This window comes from Parasphingopyxis lamellibrachiae (assembly GCF_003385775.1).
GTDB classification, from domain to species: domain Bacteria; phylum Pseudomonadota; class Alphaproteobacteria; order Sphingomonadales; family Sphingomonadaceae; genus Parasphingopyxis; species Parasphingopyxis lamellibrachiae.
Genome location: NZ_QRDP01000004.1, coordinates 2,815,356 through 2,834,518, shown reverse-complemented (window position 1 = coordinate 2,834,518; position 19,163 = coordinate 2,815,356). Strand labels below are relative to the sequence as shown.

Genomic DNA, 19,163 nt, shown 5'->3' with positions numbered 1-19,163 from the left:
GTCGGGCGGGCGGGTCAGCTAATTCCAGTGCGCTCCCGAACGATCTGGATGAGGTCAGCACGATTCCGCTTGGCATCGACCCGTACCCAACCGACGGATCCGGTATCCGTATGCACCTGGGCCTGCACGACGGATATGGTGGCATCCGAGGGATTGGGACCCCGCGCCGCCACGCGACCAGCCCGAATATCGGTCGGCGCTTCGAGCCAGAGCCCCGTAAAGGCCGTGCCGCATCGCTCCGCCACCCGCGCGATCGCATCGCGCTCAGCGCTCTCGAGGAAGGTCGCATCGGCAATGACCGTGCTGCCGCCCGCCAGCGCGCGCCTTACATCGATCCCCAATCGCCGGTAGACGCGCTCCGAAACATCACGCGCATAGGCGGATTCCGGCAGCGGCTGTTCGGGCGGGACGCCGAACAATCGCTTGCGAACCATGTCGGATGAAATGACCACCGCGTGGATCGGCACCGCGAGCGCCGCAGCGACAGTCGATTTGCCGGTTCCGGATCGCCCTCCCACCGCGATCAGCCGGGGGGTTTCCGTCCGGTCGCCATAAGCGCGGGCGAGATCGAGATAAGAGGTTGCCGGAATACCCTTCATCGCCGCCACCAGCGCCTTGACGACCGCACGACAGGATTTGAACATCGGCAGGAGCGCCGCCCCGCGATAGTCCCGGGTGACCGACAGATAGCGATTGAGCAAGCGGTTTGCCGCATCGCCAGCACCGGCATGTTCGAGATCCATGAGGAGAAAGGCGAGATCGTACATTATGTCGATTTCGGTCAGTTCGGGATCGAATTCGATGGCGTCGAACGGCACTGGTTTGCCGTCCCACAGGCAGATATTGGCGAGATGGAGATCGCCGTGACAGGTGCGGACGAAGCCGTGCCGTCCGCGCGCATCGAGCAGCGGCGCGAACCGCTCCAGCATCCCGTTCATCCAGCGCCGCCAGGCAGCGAGATCGGCGAGATTGATCCGCGACCTGAGCAGCGGCCGGGTCGTGTCGATCAGATCATGCTCAATGGAGGCGAAGCGCGCCGAGCCGTCATGCCTCGTCACGCGATCCGCACCGACATGTGCGGCCGCGACGGTGTCGGCGAGCGTGTCGACCAGCGCGTCGGTCAACCGGCCGTCCGCCACAAGCAGGTCGAACTGGTCGCGTTCGGCAAAGCGGCGCATTTCGACGACCCAGTCGACGATCTCACCGTCCGTGCCGAAAGCCAGACCCGCTGGGCTTCGGCTGATCGGCCGCACCCCGATATAGAGCGTCGGCGCAACGCAGCGATTGATCGCAAATTCGGCCCGGCAGGCCTGTTCGCGCGACGCGACCGTCGAGTAATCCAGAAACGGAAGCGCAACCGCGCGCTTCAGCTTGAAAACACGGTCGGGGGTCAGGAACAGCCGGGATATATGCGTTTCGACCGCCGTGACGGCCTGGCCGCCATGGGTCGAGGGCGAAGCCAGGAAAGCAACAGTACCAGCCTGATGCCGCTCGGCGGCTTCGCTGGAACCCGATATCTCTGTCACAACGGATATCCTCGACCTTAAAGCGTCACCAAAGGCCAATATATGGATGCAAGCCCGGCCCGGGTCCTTGCGCCAGATCAATGCCGCACTGCTGCAGGCGAGGCATGCACACGATATGACCCAGTTTTTCGACCAGATCATGGATCGCGCGGCCCAGGGCGTCCCGCTACCCACTGCCGTCGTCCATCCCGTCGATCGTCGCTCGCTGGGCGGAGCGCTCGCCGCCGCTGAGGCGGGTCTCATCGCGCCGATACTGGTCGGACCGCGCGCCAAGATAGAGGCGGTCGGGCTGGATGTCGGCACCCACAGGGTCGTCGATGTACCGCACAGCCACGCTGCGGCGGCCCGAGCGGTACAGCTCGTCCATGAGGGTGAAGCCGGCGCACTGATGAAGGGCGCGCTGCACACGGACGAAATGCTGGCCGAGGTCATCGCCCGCGACTCTGGCATCCGTACCGAACGCCGGATCAGCCATGTCTTCGTCATGCGGACACCCGCCTATGCGAAGCCGCTACTGATCACAGATGCGGCGATCAACGTGATGCCGGACCTGCTCGCCAAGCGCGACATCGTCCAGAATGCGATCGACATCGCGCGGGCGATAGGGATCGAAACGCCGAAGGTCGCGATCCTCTCGGCGACCGAAGAGGTCAATCCGCGGCTACCCTCGACCATCGACGCCGCGGCGTTGTGCAAGATGGCGGATCGGGAGCAAATAAGCGGTGGCATGCTGGACGGGCCCCTCGCCTTCGACATTGCCGTGTCTCCGGAAGCCGTCGAGGCGAAAAACCTCAAATCCGGCGTCGCCGGCGTCGCCGATATTCTTGTCGTGCCCGATCTGGTGGCCGGAAACATGCTCGCCAAGCAGCTCGATTATCTGGGCGGGGCCGACGCATTCGGCATCGCGCTCGGCGCGCAGGTGCCGATTATCCTCACCAGCCGCGCCGACGGCGTGGAGGAGCGAGAGATATCGGCGGCGCTCGCAAAACTGGTCGCGGAGCGGGCACGGCCTTGACGGACGCGCTGCTCATCCTCAACGCTGGATCCTCGAGCGTCAAATTCGCGCTGTACAATGCAGCCGACCCTGGCGAAGCGCCGTTACTTGCCGGGCAGATAGAAAGGATCGGCGACGATCCCAGCCTCGCAATCGGCAATACCTCCCGGCCCTTCGGTTCCCCTCATGATGGGCACGCGGCACTGATCGGATGGCTGCTCGAAACGCTCGACGATCTGGCGCCCGGCAATGTCCGGATCGTCGGGGCCGGGCACCGCGTCGTCCATGGCGGCGCCCGGTTCGATACGCCCGTCCGGATCGACGGCGCGGTGATCGCCGAACTTGAAGCGCTAACGCCGCTGGCGCCGCAGCACCAGCCGCACAATCTGGCCGGGATCGAAGCCGTCGCCACCGCCTATCCTGATATCCCCCAGATCGCCGCCTTCGACACCGCCTTTCACCGTACGCAATCCATGATCGCCGAACGCTATGCCCTGCCGCGCGACTATGCCGACCAGGGCATGATCGCCTACGGTTTTCACGGCCTGTCCTACGCCTCGATCGCGCCGCGCCTGCCCGCGCTGCTTGGCCCCGACGCCCACCGGGTGGTTGTCGCCCATCTCGGCCATGGCTGCTCGATGGCGGCGCTTCTCGACGGGCGCAGCGTCGCGACGACGATGGGTTTTACCGCGCTCGAAGGTCTGCCTATGGGCACCCGTTCCGGCAGCATCGATCCGGGGCTCGTGCTGCACCTCCTGTCCGACCGCGGCATGGATATCGATGCCGTCCACCGGTTACTCTACGAGAAATCCGGCCTCCTCGGCCTGTCAGGGATCAGCGGCGACATGCGCGACCTGCTGGCAAGCGACGCGCCCGAGGCGCGGTTCGCGGTCGACTATTTCGTGGATCGCTGCGCGCGCGCCGTCGGCTCGCTGGCGGTATCGCTGGGTGGGCTTGATGCGCTCGTCTTCACCGGCGGGATCGGAGAGAATGCAGCGGAAATCAGAGAGGCGGTGGCTGCCCGTCTCGCCTGGCTCGCCATCCCGCCGCCGCTGGCGATCGCGACGGACGAAGAAGGCGTGATCGCCACGGCCACCGCACGCCTCCTCGTGATGGATCATTAACGGGAAACACGACTCTGACCGCGTAACGCGCGCGTCACGCTGCCAACGGGAATAGGATATTACCGGCGCGCAAGACCTGCTTCGCTGGGAACGCCGCTGCCTGAAACAGAGTCTCGGGTGAAAAGCGATAACGGAGAAATGGAACAGACTGAGTCTCGCCTCGCTGTCTCATTATCGGCTGCTTTCCCATGGATTGGCGCAGCCGCAAGGCACCGGGGTCTTCTCAGTTCATCCGTTCGACAATCATGGCGGTGCCGACGCCCGCAGCACCGCTCATAACAACCAGCCCCAAAGTGCCATCGGCGGCGTCGAGGCTGTCGAGCAGCGAGGATGTCAGGATGGCGCCGCTGGCTCCCAATGGATGCCCCTTGGCGATATGGCCGCCGCCGACATTGACCCGGGAAGGATCGACATCCCTGTCGCGCAGAAACTTGGCGATGGTGACGCCAAACGCCTCCATGAATTCAATCCGGTCCATATCGCCGAGCGTAAGGCCGGCCTTTTCCAGCGCCCTGTCCATCGCGGCGAAGCCTGCCGTCAGAGACGCCGCGGGATCGCCGCCGCACTCGGCGAAGGAGAGTATCCTTGCACGCGGGGCGCTGTCCCGATCCTGACTGCCGACCAGCGCGAGCGCCGCCCCGTCGCAAACCGGCGGTGCATGGGCAATGGTATGAAGCGGTACGAAACGCGCGCCGCCGAGCGCTTCGGCATATTGATCCTGCAAGGCCCCGAAACCGGGCGCGATGGCGGCGAGAAAGGCCGCATCGGTTTTCGGCCTGATGCATTCTTCCACGGCCAGGCCGCCCGTTGCGATACGCGAGCGTTGCAGGGTGGGATTCTGTTCCGCCGCTACAGCCTTTTGCTGCGAAGCGAGCGCCGCGGCGTCCAGTTCATCCCGGCTGATGCCCTCCGCATTGGCGAGCCGGTCGGCTGCGAGCACGACCGGAATATAGCGAGCGCGAAGCGACAGGCTCGGGTCGCTATAATAGTTAGCCTTATCGCCCATAAACGGCACGCGGCTCATGCATTCGACGCCGCCGGCAAGCACCGTATCGGATTGGCCGCTTGCAACCATTGCTGCAGCCTGACCAATCGCAGTGAGGCCCGAAGTGCAGTAATTGTTGAGCGAAATGGCCGCCATATTATCCGGCAATCCTGCATGGAGTTTGGAAACCAGCGCAATGTGCCCGCCCTGATCCGCGACTTGCCCGACACAACCCAGAAACAGCGCATCCGGATTGCGCGCGCCATCACCGCACCGTTCCGCAAGAGCAGCGGCCTGCTGCTTCACCAATTCCTGCGGGCTCAGCGCCGCAAGACCGCCCTCGGGTTTCGCCTTGCCGCGCGGGGTGCGCACCGCATCATAGAGATAGGCCGCGGCCATTCCGTCAGACACCTACTACGAAGCTGACCGAGGTTGTCGCGCTGCCCCCGACATTGAATGTGGCAAAGTTCCGGGCGCCTTCGACCTGGTAATCGCCCGCATTGCCGGTCACCTGACGCCAGCTGTCGAGCATCATCCGCACCCCGGTCGCGCCCACGGGATGGCCCGATCCAATCAGACCACCGGATGGATTGACCGGCAGCTTGCCGCCCAGCGCAATCGTTCCGTCCTCGATCGCGCGCCAGCTTTCGCCCGGCGGCGTAATGCCGAAATGGTCGATCGCCATATATTCGGTGATCGAGAAGCAATCATGCACCTCCACCCCGTCACAGCCATAGACGTCCGCCATCTCGGCCCGGTGCAGCGCGTCGCTCATCGCTTTTCGGACGAACGGAAAGACATAGGGCTGCCCTGCGCTATCGTTGACTTTACGCTGATACAGTAGCGGCGCGGTCGAGTGCCCCCAACCCTTGATCCGGGGAATGCTCGCCAGATCGATGTCCCGGCGTTTCGCATAGGCCTCGGCAACGGCGCGAGAGGCCAGGAAGATCGCTGCAGCACCATCGGTGACCTGTCCGCAATCCGATTTGTGCAGCCGGCCCTCGATCCGCGGATTCCATTCGTCATTGTCCGCCAGGTGATCCGCAGTGATCTGCCAGCCCCGGGTCTGCGAATTGGGGTTGCGTTTGCCGTTCGCGAAATTGTTTTCGGAAATGGCCTTCAGATAGGCCCGGTCGAGCCCATGGCGCTCCTCATATTCCTCTTCGACCTTGGAGAACATCCAGGGCCACATATAGCGGGCTTCGTTCGCTTCCTGTCCGACCCAGGCAGCCGCGCCGAGATGCTCTGCCGCGCGCTGCCCCGGAACATTGCGCATCAGTTCGATCCCCAGCACCAGCGCCATGCCATAGCGCTCCGCTTCGATCTCTGCGCTTGCTGCCAGCAAGGCGATACTGCCCGAGGCGCAGGCCGCTTCGTGCCGCGATGCCGGAATTCCGGCGAGATCGGGGTGAACGTGCCCGAAAAAGCCGCCGAGCTGCCCCTGTCCCGTAAACAGCTCGCCCACGAAATTGCCGACATGCGCGGTCTCGACCTCGCGCGGTTCGATGCCGGTCGCTTCGAAAGCCGCCGCGGCGACGTCGCGGAACAGCGAGAACATGTCGCCACCTTCGCGTTCCACATTGCGGGCGAAATCGCTCTGCGCGCCGCCCAGCACAAACACTTCGCTCGTCATCTCAACTCTCTCCTTCCAGCATGGCGATTGCCCGCTCGCGCACTTCGCTGCGCATCACTTTGTTGGTGACGTTGCGCGGCAACGCATCGAAGCGGAACAACCGCTCGGGCAATTTGAACACCGCCAGATCCTTTTCGCGGAGGAAGTCCGTCACCTGTCCCAGTGTCAGATCGCAATCTTCCCGCGGCACATAGGCCAGGCCGACCCGCTCGCCCATCACCGAATCGGGCAATGCAAAGGCCCCGGCTTCGGCCAATAGGGGGTGCCCGCCCAACAACTGGTCGATTTCCTCCGGCGAGATGTTCACGCCGCCACGGATGATCACATCCTTGCAGCGCCCGACGAAATGGTAGAAACGTCCGCCCCCCGCAATCTCGAACAGGTCGCCGGTCTTGTAGAAGCCGTCATCGGTAAAGGCCTGTGCCGTCTGTTCAGGCGCAGCCTGATAGCCTTCGAACACGGTGGGGCCATGAATATGCAATTCGCCCGACACCCCTTCCACGGTGATCTCCTCGCCGCCGTCCGGGGGCACGAGACGGGTTCGCGCGATCGGCATTGCCTCGCCGCCATGATAGGGTTGGAGCACCATCTCGCGCGGGAAATAGCTCGCCCGCTCGATGGGATCGGGCACCGCCTCGGGGCCGGTGACCAGCGACATGCCCTCGTTCGATCCGAACAGGTTCACCACTATGATGCCGAACCTGTCCTGAAAACCCTTGACCATCGCGGGCGCGAGCGGTGCGGACCCGGATCCGATCGTCCTGATGCTCGAAAGATCGACCTGTTCGAGCAGGGTCTCATCCTGCAGAAGCATATTGAGGACAGCCGGCGGCGCTATCGTGAACTGCGGCCGTTCCGACGCAATCTGGGCAAGATAGACCTGCGGATCGAAAGGATGGTGCAACACCATCGTGCCGGCGATGCGCAGCCAGCTCATCGTTACCCCGCCGATGCTGGCCATGTTGATCAGCGGGAAGGGATTGAGCATCACATCGCCTTCGCGCAATCCTGACGGGCCATAGGTTCCCGGGGCGATCGCCACCCAGTGATTGTGGCTGCGCGGAACGCCCTTGGGCACTCCCGTCGTGCCGGACGTCCAGCAAATGGTGAAGATATCGTCGGCATCCACCGGATTGGCTGCGCGATATGCGGCAAGCGCCTCCGGATTGCCCGTCGCTTGCGAAAGATCGAAAGCGTCTCCCGGTGCATCCGGGCCGAAGGTCATGAGCCGGCAATCGTCGCCGAGCACGGCTTGCGCTGTGCCAAGATGATCGCCGCCCTTGAACCGCGTGCCGCAAACAAAAGCTCTGGGTTTGACGATCCTGCACATGCCGGACAGCTCATGGCTGCGATACTGGACGGCAGCAGGACTGATCACTGCACCGATCATGGCGGCGGCAAAATACAGGTTCACGAACTCGCTGATGTTCGGCAGCTGGACCATGATCACATCGTCCTTGCAGATACCCGCAGCCAGAAGCGCCCCAGCAAGGCGCTCAACCTCGGCCAGCATCTGTGTATAGGTCAGCCGCTGCGGGTCGCCAAAAGCGAAATCGGCGCGATTGGGAGCATCGACCAGCGCCAGCCGATCAGGATAAGCCGCAGCATTGATCAGGAACAGGTCGGCGAGCGTATCGTCGCCCCACCAGCCCTGTTCGCGATACCGTCTGCGTTTTTTCGCATCTGCAGCGATCATGTCAGGCAGCCAGAACGCTGTTTTCGCCCATGCCGATATCGCTGCCATTGGCCCAGGTAGAGTGGGTTCCCGAACAAATCCGTTCCGGCAGGATGATCCGGCAGACCGGCCCAGCTTCCATGTTTTTCGCGTCTATCAGCACACATTCCGACGTGTCGGCGTTAACATCCGCGACATAGGAGACAAGATAGCCGTCATCCTCATCCTTGGCGCCGATCCGGGGAACGAAGGGACTTTCGCTGGCATAGCGGCCCTCGCCGAGTTCGTATGACCAGCTTTCACCTGTATCCAGATCATGTTTCACAAGACCCTTGAACAGGAACCAATAGGGTTCCGGAATCGCGCTATAGGCATAGCGGTATTTCCGCCCGGCATATTTCTGGTTGAACATGCCGAATTCCAGGATGCGATCGTCAAGCCGCTCCTCCCTCGTTTTCCCGGTCTTGAGATCGAAGCGCCACCGGTGGAGCTTGGGCTTCATCAACCCCTGCGAAAGATAGGCCATCATCCGCTCCAGGCCTTCGGGCGCGTCGGGATAGGATTTCGGCTGCGGCTCTTCCTGGAAATAGCCGTCCATGATAATCTCGTCGCCTTCCTCATAGGCGTTGATCCAGTGCAGCGTGTAGGTGGGGTCGGCCTCGAACCAGCGGATGTCCTCCGGCTGGCCATAGCGCGGGATGATTGCGAAACGGGTCGGCATATCGGGGTGGAACTCCACCGCGTGCACGTTGCGCTCGAGCAGCTCCTCGTTCCAGAACAGCGGCATATCGTTCAGGATCGAATAATTTTCCGTGAAGCACATATCGTGCGGCAGGCGCGGCCCCGGCAGGGGAATCGGAACATAGTGCTTCAGCTTATTGTCCGGACCGACGACGCCGTAATGCATGTAGGGCGCGTGTTTGGAATAGTTGAAAAACATCAGCTCGCCCGTCGCCTCGTCGACCTTGGTATGCGCCGATATGCCGTCGACGGGTACCCAAGCTTCAGTCCCGTGCTGCTCCATCGTGAAGGGGTCGAGCCGATACCCCTCGCCGCACTGGTAGAAGGTGGAAAGGATCTTGCCCGCATGGACAATAACATCGGTCGAGGAACTGTCCTTCAGCCATTCCTGCGCGCCCCAGCCCGGCCGGATCGATTTGTGCGGCGGCTCCATGAGCCCGGCCCATAATGAATGCCCGACCTCCTTTTCCGCCTCGAACCCTTTGGTCCGTACGAAGCGGCTGCGATAACTCGCCTTACCGTCCTTGAACGCAATCGAATGGATGAACCCATCGCCGTCGAACGGGTGATAGCGGCCGATCGGTTCGTGAATCTGGTTTTCGCCCGTGCGGACATAGACCCCGTCAATATCATCGGGAATCGTGCCGATCACTTCCGTGTCGCCATCGGCAAAAGTCGCGTTCCATTCATTGTAGGTCGGCCGCCAGGCTCCCTGCATATAGGGGTGATCATTGGACTGAATCGTCGACTTGATCGTTTCCACCAGTTCTGAAGGCATCGTTTCACTCCCGTTCGGTAAAATGCGGCAGTCCGGCCGCAATATCATATTCTCGTTGAAGCCGCGCGGCGATGGCGTCGAGCGAATCGATTCCCCGCACCGCACCCACGCCCTGCCCGGCTGACCATACATTCTTCCAGGCCTTGGCATCGTCCTGCGCATTCTCGAAATCGGGCTTCTTGTCTTCCGGCATGTCGGCGGGATCGTAACCCGCAGCGACCAGACTGGATTTCAACCAGTTGGCGGTAACGCCGGTAATCCCGCGGGAAGGAACAATATCCTCGGCCCCGGCATCGACCACCATCCGCTTATAGGCCGGCTCGGCCATACTCTCGGCACAGGCGATCAGCGATGTGCCGAGATAGGCGAGATCGGCACCCAATATTTCCGCCGCGCGAATCGCGTGGCCGGTGGATATTGCACCGCCAAGCACGATTGGCCCGTCCCAGAATTGACGCACTTCTTCGACAAACGCGAACCCGGCGGTCTGCCCGGTATGCCCGCCGGCACCTGACGCTACGAGCACCAGCCCGTCGACACCGGCGGCGGCGGCCTTGCGTGCGAAGCCTACCGAATTGACGTCGGCAAAAACCAGTCCGCCATAGTCATGGACCTGCCCTATCACCCGCGCCGGGCTGCCGAGCGCTGTAATGACCAGAGGCGCGCGATAGCGGGTCACAAGTTCGAGGTCGGCCGGCAGCCGGTCGTTCGAAGGGTGAACGACAAGGTTTGCGGCCCAAGCCGCGGCGCCTGGCTCTGCCACCATTCGCTCGGTGATCTGTTGCAACCACTGATCCAGAATTTCCGGCGTCCGCGCATTGGGCGTGGGGAACGATCCGATAATGCCCGAGCGCGCGGCGGCAACCACCATTTCCGGGCCGGAAACCAGGAACATCGGTGCCGCGATCGCCGGGATACGGAGATTCTTCCTGAGACCGACGGGCAATCCGCTCATTGATCAGTCGCCGATGCGGAGCGTTCGAAATAGATTTGCATAACCATACTAACTTGTATAACCATACCTTACCGGCAAGCGCAAGTGGATGGATTTCACCGCCAACAAAATGCGAGCCACAAAAAGGGAGGACCACAATGCAAACCGTTACTCGTATCCTGCTCGCGGGAACCGCGTTAGCAGCGCCGGGCATAGCCCAAGCCCAAACCACAGCCGAGGAACAAAGCGGCGGACTCAATGTCATCGTCGTCACCGCCCAGTCACGCGAGGAAGGGCTTTCCGACGTACCGATTTCCATCGCCACAGTGTCGGGCGACCAGCTGGAAAGCTACGGCACCAACTCACTGGAAGATGCGGCGTCCGCCGTGCCGAACCTCAATATCACCCAGACCGCCATCGCAAACCGGATCGCCATCCGCGGCATCGCTTCGGGCGACAATAAGGGTTTCGAGCAATCGGTCGCCATGTTCGTCGACAATATCTATTATGGCCGCGACCAGCTCAGCCGGATGCCGCTCGTCGATCTTGAGCGGGTCGAAGTCCTGCGCGGGCCCCAGCCCACCCTGTTCGGCAAGAACGCGATCGCCGGCGCGCTAAACATCGTCACCCGCGATCCGAGCGACGAATTCGAAATGTCTCTTTCCGCGCTCTACGAGTTCGAACATGACGAGACGAAAATCACCGGTGTAGTCTCCGGCCCGATTACCGATTCCATCGGCGCGCGCCTGGTCGGATATTATCGCGACATGGACGGGTACATCCTCAACACGAATCTGGGTCGCGACGAGCCCAATGCGCGCGATTATTACATGCGCGGCATAGTCGATTACGAAAGCGACGGTTTTCGCCTGGAACTCAAGGGCGAATATGCGGATTTCCGCTCGCGCGGACAGGCTCGCGAAAATTTCGGGCCTGTGGGCACATACTCGCTGATTTTCCAGGGACCGCTGGCGGTCGATACAGATCTCGACTGGCGGCGGGAAGATAACGGCTATCAGAGCGATAACGAGACGATCAGCCTGGTGGCCAACGCCGAACTCGACCTGGGAGGCGTTACCCTGACATCGGTTACCGGCTATCTCGAATATTCGGTCGACGAGACGATCGATGTCGATTTCACGGCCATCAGCCTGCTGGACGGAACCCAGCAGAGCGAGGATTACAGCCAGTTCTCGCAAGAGGTGCGGGTTACCTCTCCGGGCAACGAACCGTTCAACTATATCGCCGGCATCTATTATCAGCACAGCGAACTCGATGCGGGCGACCGGGTTCGGTTCAACCCGACTTTCCTCGGTTTCGGCCCGCCGTTCAGCGCGATTGGCGATACTATTAATGTACGCGACTATTCGCAGGAATCAGACCTGTTCTCTGTATTCGCGCAGGGTGAAATCTCGCTCACAGATCGGCTGAGACTGACCGCCGGCGCTCGCTACAATCACGAGAACAAGTCGGGCGACCGGACGCTGGGTATTGTCCAGGGGCCGCTCAATGCCAGCCCTGCACCCGTCGTTGCCGCGGTGTTCCGCGCGCTCAATATCGAAGCGCACACCATCTCCGGCGAATTCACCGAAAATTCGCTCAACCCGATGGTGAACGTGCAATATGATGCGACAGACGAGCTGATGCTCTACGCCTCCTATGCACGGGGCACCAAAGCCGGCGGCTTCGACATCCGTTCGAATTCGGTACCCGGGTCGCCGACCGTCGCCCGGCCCGGCTCATTCCGTTTCGAGGAAGAATCCGCTAACAATTTCGAGGTTGGCCTTAAATATGAAAGCCGGACCGCAGCCATCAATCTCAGCTTCTTCCGCACGAGCTACAGCGATCTGCAGACGAACGTCTTCGACGGCACGCTGAACTTCAACGTGCGCAACGCTTCGGGTGCGCGAACCCAGGGGATCGAGGCGGATGCGCGCGTCGCGGTGGGCGACCATCTGGTGTTGAGCGGCGCCATTTCCTATCTGGACTTCGAATTCACCAACTTCGACCAAGGACAGTGCTATTTCGGGCAAGTACCGGACGTAGCGGGAGGATTCTGTTCTTATAACGGCCAGCGCAATGCGCTCACACCGGAATGGAGCGGCAATCTCAATGCCGATTTCTCCCACCCCCTGGGCAACACGCTGGAGCTCGGAGTCAATTTCAACGCCGACTTCTCAAGCAATTATATCGCGGCATCGAATCTCGATCCGAACACCCGGCAAGAGGGCTTTGTGAAACTGGGTGCCCGGATTTCGGTCGGCGATATCGACGATCGCTGGTCGATCGCGCTGATCGGGCGCAACCTGACGAATGAGCGCATCCTGACCACCGCCGGCGCCTTGCCGCTGGCAACGACGATCACCGGAGGAACCGGAATCGCCTATAACGGGATATTCGAACGGCCGCGCAGCATTGCCCTGGCAGTGGATTTCAATTTCTGATGCGAATCTGTCCGTAGATGGGAGAAACAGAATGAGGATTTGGCTGGCCGGTTTGGCGCTTGGCGGCATGGCGCTCTTGGGAGCTCCGGTCGCGGCGCAGGACAATCCGGCCAGCGCTGCGGAAACCGACCCGGCAGCCATGGAGTGGATGCGCGGAGCACCACCGCTGGCAAACCGACTGGTGCGGCGGGATGATGGAAGCTTCTACCAGTTTCCCAGAACCCGCTGGTCCTTCTCCAATATGCGCATGCTGTTTCCCACGGCCAATATCGGCCGCGGAAACGGCCCGCAAAGCAACCTACCTGAAAATCATCGCGGCGATCTCGATGCGGTATCGTTTGTGCCGCTCGGCGGAAGCGAACCGATGCGCTGGGACGAAGCGCTCCAGCGCAGCTATGCCGATGCGATCCTTGTCCTCCATCGCGGCACGATTGTTTACGAACGCTATTTTGGCGTGACCGGCAGACACACGCCGCACATGTCCTTCTCCATGACCAAATCCTATATCGGCACCGTCGCGGCGATGCTGATGGCGGAGGGGCTACTCGACGAAAACGAGACGGTCGCCCATTACATCCCCGAACTCGAGGACAGCGGTTTTGGCGATGCGACCGTGCGACAGGTCGCCGACATGACCACCGCTATCGACTATAGCGAAGATTATACGGACCCGCAGTCGGAAGTGTTCGCCTATGCGATCGCCGGCGGCATCTTCGCCCGGCCCGAGGGATTTTCGGGGCCGGACGGTTATTACAACTACCTTCCGACGCTACGGAAAGAGGGCGAACACGGCGCGCGATTTACCTACAGATCCGTCAATACCGAAGTCCTTGGATGGCTGATCGCGCGGGTCACCGGGCGCAGCGCCGTCGACGTGGTTGCGGAGAGAATCTGGAGCCGGATCGGGGCTGAAAACGATGGCTATATGATGGTCGATTCGCATGGAACCGGTTGGGCGGCGGGCGGCCTGAACGCGACCTTGCGCGACCATGCAAGGTTCGGAGAAATGATGCGCCGAAACGGTAATTTCAACGGGATTCAGATCGTTCCGGAAGCGGTTGTCCAGCAGATCCATCGGGGCGGCAGCCGGGAAGATTTCGCCCCGGCGGGTTATACGACACTTCCCGGCTGGAGCTATCGCGATCAATGGTGGGTCAGCCATAACGGCGCTTTTGCTGCTCGCGGCGTGCATGGCCAGACAATCTACATCGATCCGGCGGCCGAAATGGTGATTGTCAGACTTGCCTCGCATCCCATGGCCGCCAATGCCCATATAGACCCGGTGAGCTTGCCCGCCTATCAGGCGATAGCCGATCATCTGGCAAGACAAGGCAATTGAAGGAATAGCGCTCGTGAAAATGGACACCATCCGCGCATGCTCGATCTGGCGTGCGTTGGAGGTTGTCGGCGACGTTCCGGTCCTGTTGATCATGGAGCAGGCTTTTCTGGGTGTCCATGGATTCGAGAAATTCGTCGAGCAAACCGGATTCGCCCGGTCGGTCGTAAGCAACCGTCTGAAAAAACTGGTCGCTGAAGATTGCCTCGCGATGGCGCCGCAACCCGGCAGCCGCCGCACGTCCTATCGCATCACGGAAAAAGGGCGCGCCCTGTTCCCGGTCGCCATGGCCATGGTTCGGTGGCAGCATCGATGGGAGCCCAAACGCCGCGATTTCCAGATTCGACTGGAGCACGCGACCTGCGGCCACGCGATCGAGCCCAAACCTGTCTGCCTATCCTGCACGGCCGAGATCGATCCGCGCGAAGTCGACTGGGAGGAAGGCCCCGGCCTGGTTCAGGTTACGCCGGATTACAGCCGCCGCCGCCGTCCCTCGGCCAGCGTCACCAACCGGCGTGGCGGCGGGACATTGGTCGATTCGATTATCGGCATTTTCGGGGACCGCTGGTCGACTTTGGTGATCCGTGCGATGTTTTCGGGCCTGTACCGTTTCGACCAGATCCAGCAGGATACGCTGATGGCCCCGAACATCCTTTCCGGCCGGATCGACGAACTGATCGAGGCGGGTGTCCTCCGCACCGAGCAATATTGCGAACACCCGCCCCGTTTCGAGTATCGCCTGACCGAAAAGGGACGCGAGCTCTACCCGGTGATCCTCGGCCTCTTGCAATGGGGGGATCGCTACTATGCAGATGAAAAGGGCCCGCCTCTCCTGCTTTTCCACCGCCCCTGCGGCGATCCGTTGGAAATGCGTATGCAGTGCAATCACTGCGGCGAGGAACTGCTGCCCTCCGACATGCGCTTTGGGCTGATCGGCCCCGAATAGCAGCCAGACGGTCATAATCAGCCATCATGCACGGCGACCGGGCGTAAATCGGCGGGACCTTTGCCGGCCATCGGCTTCGCAACAATGCTTTTCGAAGAGCTTCCTCAAGGACCATTTGAGAGTCCCAATTGACTAAGCATCGATGGAACCTAAGAGAATGTGCGACAATCGCAGACAATCACGGGTCTGACAGCTGCGGCTGCGCCATCTGGCCGCGCCGCGGCTTTCTGCTGACCCTTTCGCTATCCGGGTGGGGCCGATGTACGATTTTTTGAAGGGTGTAACGATAGTGGAAGGGTCGGCGTTTGTCGCCGGGCCCACCTGTGCGCTGCACTTCGCGCAGATGGGCGCAAAGGTCATCCGTTTCGACCAGATCGGTGGTGGCCCCGATGCAAGGCGCTGGCCGCTCGGTCCGGACGATGAAAGCCTGTATTGGGAAGGCCTCAACAAGGGAAAACGGTCTATCGCGATCGACTTCAAGAAGCCGGCGGGCCGCGAACTTGCGCAACGGCTGGCGACGGGCGGCAGCGGACTGTTCGTGACCAATTTTCCCGTCGACGGTTTCCTCTCGCACGATGTTCTGAGCGCCTTGCGCGAAGACCAGATTACCTTGCGCGTAATGGGCTGGGCCGATGGCACGCCCGCCGTCGACTATACGGTAAACGCGGCAACCGGCCTGCCCTATATGACCGGGCCGTCCGACGATGATCGGCCGGTCAATCATGTGCTCCCGGCATGGGACCTTCTGACCGGAGCCTATGGCGCTTTCACCCTGCTTGCCGCGGAGCGCGATCGCGCTGCAAGCGGCCGTGGCCGCGAAATCCGGCTGGCGCTCTCCGATATAGCCGCCGCTTCCCTCGCCAATCTGGGCTTTCTGGCCGAAGCCATGCTCGGCGACGCGGATCGCGGGCGGAGCGGCAACAATCTCTATGGCGCGTTCGGCCGCGACTTTACCGCCAAGGGTGGTGAACGCTTCATGATCGTTGCGATCACGCCCCGGCAATGGTCGGGCATGCTGTCGGGACTGGAGATCGGCGAAGACGTGGCCGCGCTCGAAGCCGATCTCGGTATCGATTTCGGCCAGGACGAGGGGGCCCGTTATACGCATCGGAACCAGCTCGATCCGTTGATCGAAAAGGCGTTCGCACGCTTCGAAGCGGCTGATCTGGAAACACGCTTCGCAAAAGCCGGCGTTACCTGGTCGCGATATCGATCGCTGCATCAGGCGCTGTCCCAAGAGCCCCGTCTGTTTGCGGACAATCCGATATTTTCCGAAACCGCCCATCCGGGGGGCGCCACATACCCCGCGCCCGGCGCGGCCGCCCGCATTCCCCAGGATGAGCGCCGCCAGCCTGAACCCGCACCGAAGATCGGCCAACACACCGATGAGGTGCTCGCCGATTTCCTCAACCTCGACAGCAGCGAGATCGCGCGCTTGCACGATCAGGGAGTGGTGAAATGACGGCACTGAGCCCGGATCGTATCGAGCAGTGGCGCAGCGCGATAGGCAGGAGCGAACGGCGGACCGAGATACTGGAAGCGCAAAGCCTGCGGCGCTTTGCCCTGTCAGTCGGGGCGGATACCGCACAAACTCCGCTCGCCCACTGGGCGTTCTTTCTGCCCGGGCCGACGGACGAGGAAATCGGACCCGACGGCCATCCGCGAAAAGGCGGGTTCCTGCCCGATATCCCCCTCCCACGCCGCATGTTCGCCGGCAGCAGCATCCGGTTCGACACCCCTCTGGCAATCGGCGTCGAGGCCGCGCTGATTGCCACGATTGCCGATGTCACCCACAAGGCCGGGCGTTCTGGCGATCTTGTGTTTGTCGAGGTGGAGAAAGTCATATCGCAAGATGGCGCTCCGTGCGTGACCGAGCGGCAGAGCTATGTATATCGTGGTGAAGGCACGCCGGCGGCTATGCCGATACCCGCTTCGAAGCCGCCAGCGGGCGAGCAATGGACGCCCGATGAAGTGAATCTGTTCCGCTTTTCCGCCGCTACCTTCAATGGACACCGGATCCACTACGACAAACCTTATGCGACGTCGGTGGAGGGCTATCCGGCGCTTGTCATCCACGGCCCCTTCACGGCCGCAAAGCTGGCCGGGCTGGCGATGCGCCGCGGGCCGCTTGCAACCTTTTCTTTTCGCGCAATGGCGCCGCTGTTCCTCGGACAATCCGTTTTCCTGAACAGCAGCGCGCAAGACGAAGTTACCGCCATCCGTTGCGACGGCACCCCAGCAATGACCGCCAAAGTGAGTTACCGATGACCGACTGGATCGACCTGTCCCGAAAAGCCGCTTTCGCGGCGCGAGGCCTCACCGAGAAAATGCGAGCAAAGGCCGCCGAGGCCATCCTCGTCGATGGCCGTGTCGACAATGACCGGGTGGAGCGCGAACAGTGCCTCGTTCATGGTTTCGCCTGGCTGGCGACATCCGCGGAAGCCGTTGCCGCCGCGTCGGACTGGGCCAGCCGGGCCAGCGGAGCGGGTGCTTATGGCGAGCTCGAGGAGCTGATCCTCAAAGTGGGTTTGGGAGAATATTGCGCGCAGCTCGCATCCGCGATCCCGATGAGCCAGAACGAATTCGTCCGGCTGTCGGAATTCGGCTTGCGCGACGCAGTCGCAGAGTTTGTCGCCGATCCCGCAATCGCCAAATTCCTGACCGAAGGCAATGTTCCGGAGACGCGGCACAGGCTTGCCGAGCTACTGGGCGAGGGAGCGCGGCCCTTCGAAGAAATGGGCGATGAAACGCATGATATGATCCGGGCGCAATTCCGGGCCTTTACGGCAAACCGGATTACCCCCAACGCGCATAAATGGCATTTGGCCGATGCCCTCATTCCTATCGAGATCGTGCGGGAGATGGCGGAACTCGGCGTTTTCGGCATCTGCATAGACGAAGACTATGGCGGCCTCGGCCTCGGCAAACTCGCCATGTGCCTGGTTTCCGAGGAATTGTCGCGAGGCTGGATCTGCGCGGGTTCGCTCGGCACCCGATCGGAGATTGCCGGCGAGCTGATAGGAAAGAACGGCACCGAGGAGCAGAAAAGGAAATTCCTGCCGCAACTGGCCGATGGGTCGATATTGCCGACTGCCGTTTTCACCGAACCGGACACCGGCTCGGACCTTGCCTCGGTGCGGACCCGGGCGACACGGGCCGAGGATGGCGGCTGGCGGATCGACGGCGCGAAGACCTGGATCACCCATGCCGCACGCGCCGACCTGATGACCATCCTGTGCCGCACCGATCCGGATACACCCGGCTATGGCGGCCTTTCCATGCTGCTGGCTGAAAAGACGCGCGGCACCGACAAGGCCCCCTTCCCCGACCCGGGCCTTGCCGGCGACGAGATCGCAGTGCTCGGCTATCGCGGGATGAAGGAATATACGCTCGGCTTCGACAATTTTGCCGTCGGCGCCGATGGCCTGCTGGGCGGCGCCGAGAGACAGGGCTTCAAACAGCTGATGCGGACGTTCGAGGGCGCCCGCATCCAGACCGCCGCGCGCGCCATCGGCGTGGCCTGGAACGCCTTCGACCTCGGGCTAAGCTATGCCCTTGAACGCAAACAGTTTCGCAAGCCCCTGCTCGCTTTCCCGCGAGTTTCGGACAAGCTGGCCCTGATGGCGGCCGAAACGGTAATGGCGCGCGAGCTGACCTATTCGGCGGCCCGGCACAAGGACAAAGGCGAGCGCTGCGATATCGAGGCCGGCATGGCAAAACTCCTCGCCGCCCGGGTCGCCTGGTCCAATGCGGACCTCGCGGTGCAGATTCACGGCGGCAACGGTTATGCGCTGGAATATGAGATCAGCCGCGTCCTGTGCGATGCGCGGATACTCAACATATTCGAGGGCGCTGCGGAAATTCAGGCCCAGGTTATCGGCCGTGGGCTGGTGATGGCGCAATCCTGACTGCGAGAAACAGAGCGTTGCCACAGCCAAATGCCGCGCGTGCCGACATATTCAGGCGAGGCAGGAGCCTCTTGTCGCGCGAAATGAAACACAGCTGCACTTACCTGCTGGTTGTCGACAAGCCGCTGGCACATCGCGC

The 19,163-nt window shown here is 62.0% G+C and carries 14 protein-coding genes; 8 read left to right on the top strand and 6 right to left on the bottom strand.

The genetic code is table 11. The features are described from left to right. Positions 1–14: 14 nt before the first annotated feature. Complete coding sequence (locus DFR46_RS14145; RefSeq protein ID WP_162843485.1) at positions 15–1,526, bottom strand: bifunctional aminoglycoside phosphotransferase/ATP-binding protein; 1,512 nt, start codon at positions 1,524–1,526, stop codon at positions 15–17. 115 nt (positions 1,527–1,641) lie between these two features. Here DFR46_RS14145 and DFR46_RS14140 point away from each other — a divergent pair, with 115 nt between their 5' ends. Both DFR46_RS14140 and DFR46_RS14135 read left to right on the top strand, forming a co-directional pair. After that, positions 1,642–2,541: a bifunctional enoyl-CoA hydratase/phosphate acetyltransferase gene (locus DFR46_RS14140; protein WP_116237027.1), complete on the top strand. Its 900-nt coding sequence runs from the start codon at positions 1,642–1,644 to the stop codon at positions 2,539–2,541. Beyond that, positions 2,538–3,644: an acetate/propionate family kinase gene (locus tag DFR46_RS14135; RefSeq protein ID WP_116237026.1), complete on the top strand. Its 1,107-nt coding sequence runs from the start codon at positions 2,538–2,540 to the stop codon at positions 3,642–3,644. The genes DFR46_RS14140 and DFR46_RS14135 overlap by 4 nt, the downstream gene beginning before the upstream one ends. A 223-nt stretch (positions 3,645–3,867) precedes the next feature. On the opposite strand, the gene DFR46_RS14130 is transcribed toward DFR46_RS14135, so the two are convergent. From DFR46_RS14130 to DFR46_RS14110, 5 genes are read right to left on the bottom strand one after another with little or no spacing between them, the layout of a single operon-like run. Further along, positions 3,868–5,028 carry an acetyl-CoA C-acyltransferase gene (locus tag DFR46_RS14130; protein WP_116237025.1) on the bottom strand — a complete coding sequence of 387 codons (1,161 nt, stop codon included), beginning with the start codon at positions 5,026–5,028 and terminating at the stop codon, positions 3,868–3,870. Positions 5,029–5,032: 4 nt separating this feature from the next. Next, positions 5,033–6,262, bottom strand: coding sequence for an acetyl-CoA acetyltransferase (locus DFR46_RS14125; protein ID WP_116237024.1), 1,230 nt, complete (start codon positions 6,260–6,262; stop codon positions 5,033–5,035). 1 nt (position 6,263) lies between these two features. Then, positions 6,264–7,958, bottom strand: a complete 1,695-nt coding sequence (locus DFR46_RS14120; RefSeq protein WP_116237023.1) for a class I adenylate-forming enzyme family protein — start codon at positions 7,956–7,958, stop codon at positions 6,264–6,266. A 1-nt stretch (position 7,959) separates the two neighbouring features. Then, positions 7,960–9,456 (bottom strand): carotenoid oxygenase family protein, encoded by a 1,497-nt coding sequence (locus DFR46_RS14115; protein ID WP_116237022.1) that lies wholly within the window; start codon positions 9,454–9,456, stop codon positions 7,960–7,962. A gap of 4 nt (positions 9,457–9,460) precedes the next feature. Further along, positions 9,461–10,411 carry an NAD(P)H-dependent flavin oxidoreductase gene (locus DFR46_RS14110; protein WP_116237021.1) on the bottom strand — a complete coding sequence of 317 codons (951 nt, stop codon included), beginning with the start codon at positions 10,409–10,411 and terminating at the stop codon, positions 9,461–9,463. Between the two features lie 137 nt (positions 10,412–10,548). On the opposite strand from DFR46_RS14110, the gene DFR46_RS14105 reads away from it, so the two are divergent. The 6 genes from DFR46_RS14105 (at position 10,549) to DFR46_RS14080 (ending at position 19,024) form a co-directional block, all read left to right on the top strand. Beyond that, a complete protein-coding gene (locus DFR46_RS14105) occupies positions 10,549–12,834 on the top strand; it encodes a TonB-dependent receptor (RefSeq protein WP_245953868.1) in 2,286 nt (761 codons plus the stop codon). Between the two features lie 31 nt (positions 12,835–12,865). Continuing rightward, a complete protein-coding gene (locus DFR46_RS14100; protein WP_245953867.1) occupies positions 12,866–14,173 on the top strand; it encodes a serine hydrolase domain-containing protein in 1,308 nt (435 codons plus the stop codon). Positions 14,174–14,192: 19 nt separating this feature from the next. Then, entirely contained in the window at positions 14,193–15,116 is a 924-nt protein-coding gene (locus tag DFR46_RS14095; protein WP_116237020.1) for a winged helix-turn-helix transcriptional regulator, read from the top strand. Positions 15,117–15,375: 259 nt separating this feature from the next. Further along, positions 15,376–16,578 (top strand): CoA transferase, encoded by a 1,203-nt coding sequence (locus DFR46_RS14090; RefSeq protein WP_116237019.1) that lies wholly within the window; start codon positions 15,376–15,378, stop codon positions 16,576–16,578. Beyond that, positions 16,575–17,384: an HTD2 family dehydratase gene (locus DFR46_RS14085; protein WP_116237018.1), complete on the top strand. Its 810-nt coding sequence runs from the start codon at positions 16,575–16,577 to the stop codon at positions 17,382–17,384. Before DFR46_RS14090 ends, DFR46_RS14085 begins: the two co-directional genes overlap by 4 nt. Then, positions 17,381–19,024, top strand: a complete 1,644-nt coding sequence (locus tag DFR46_RS14080; protein ID WP_116237017.1) for an acyl-CoA dehydrogenase family protein — start codon at positions 17,381–17,383, stop codon at positions 19,022–19,024. Before DFR46_RS14085 ends, DFR46_RS14080 begins: the two co-directional genes overlap by 4 nt. The last annotated feature ends 139 nt before the right edge of the window (positions 19,025–19,163 follow it).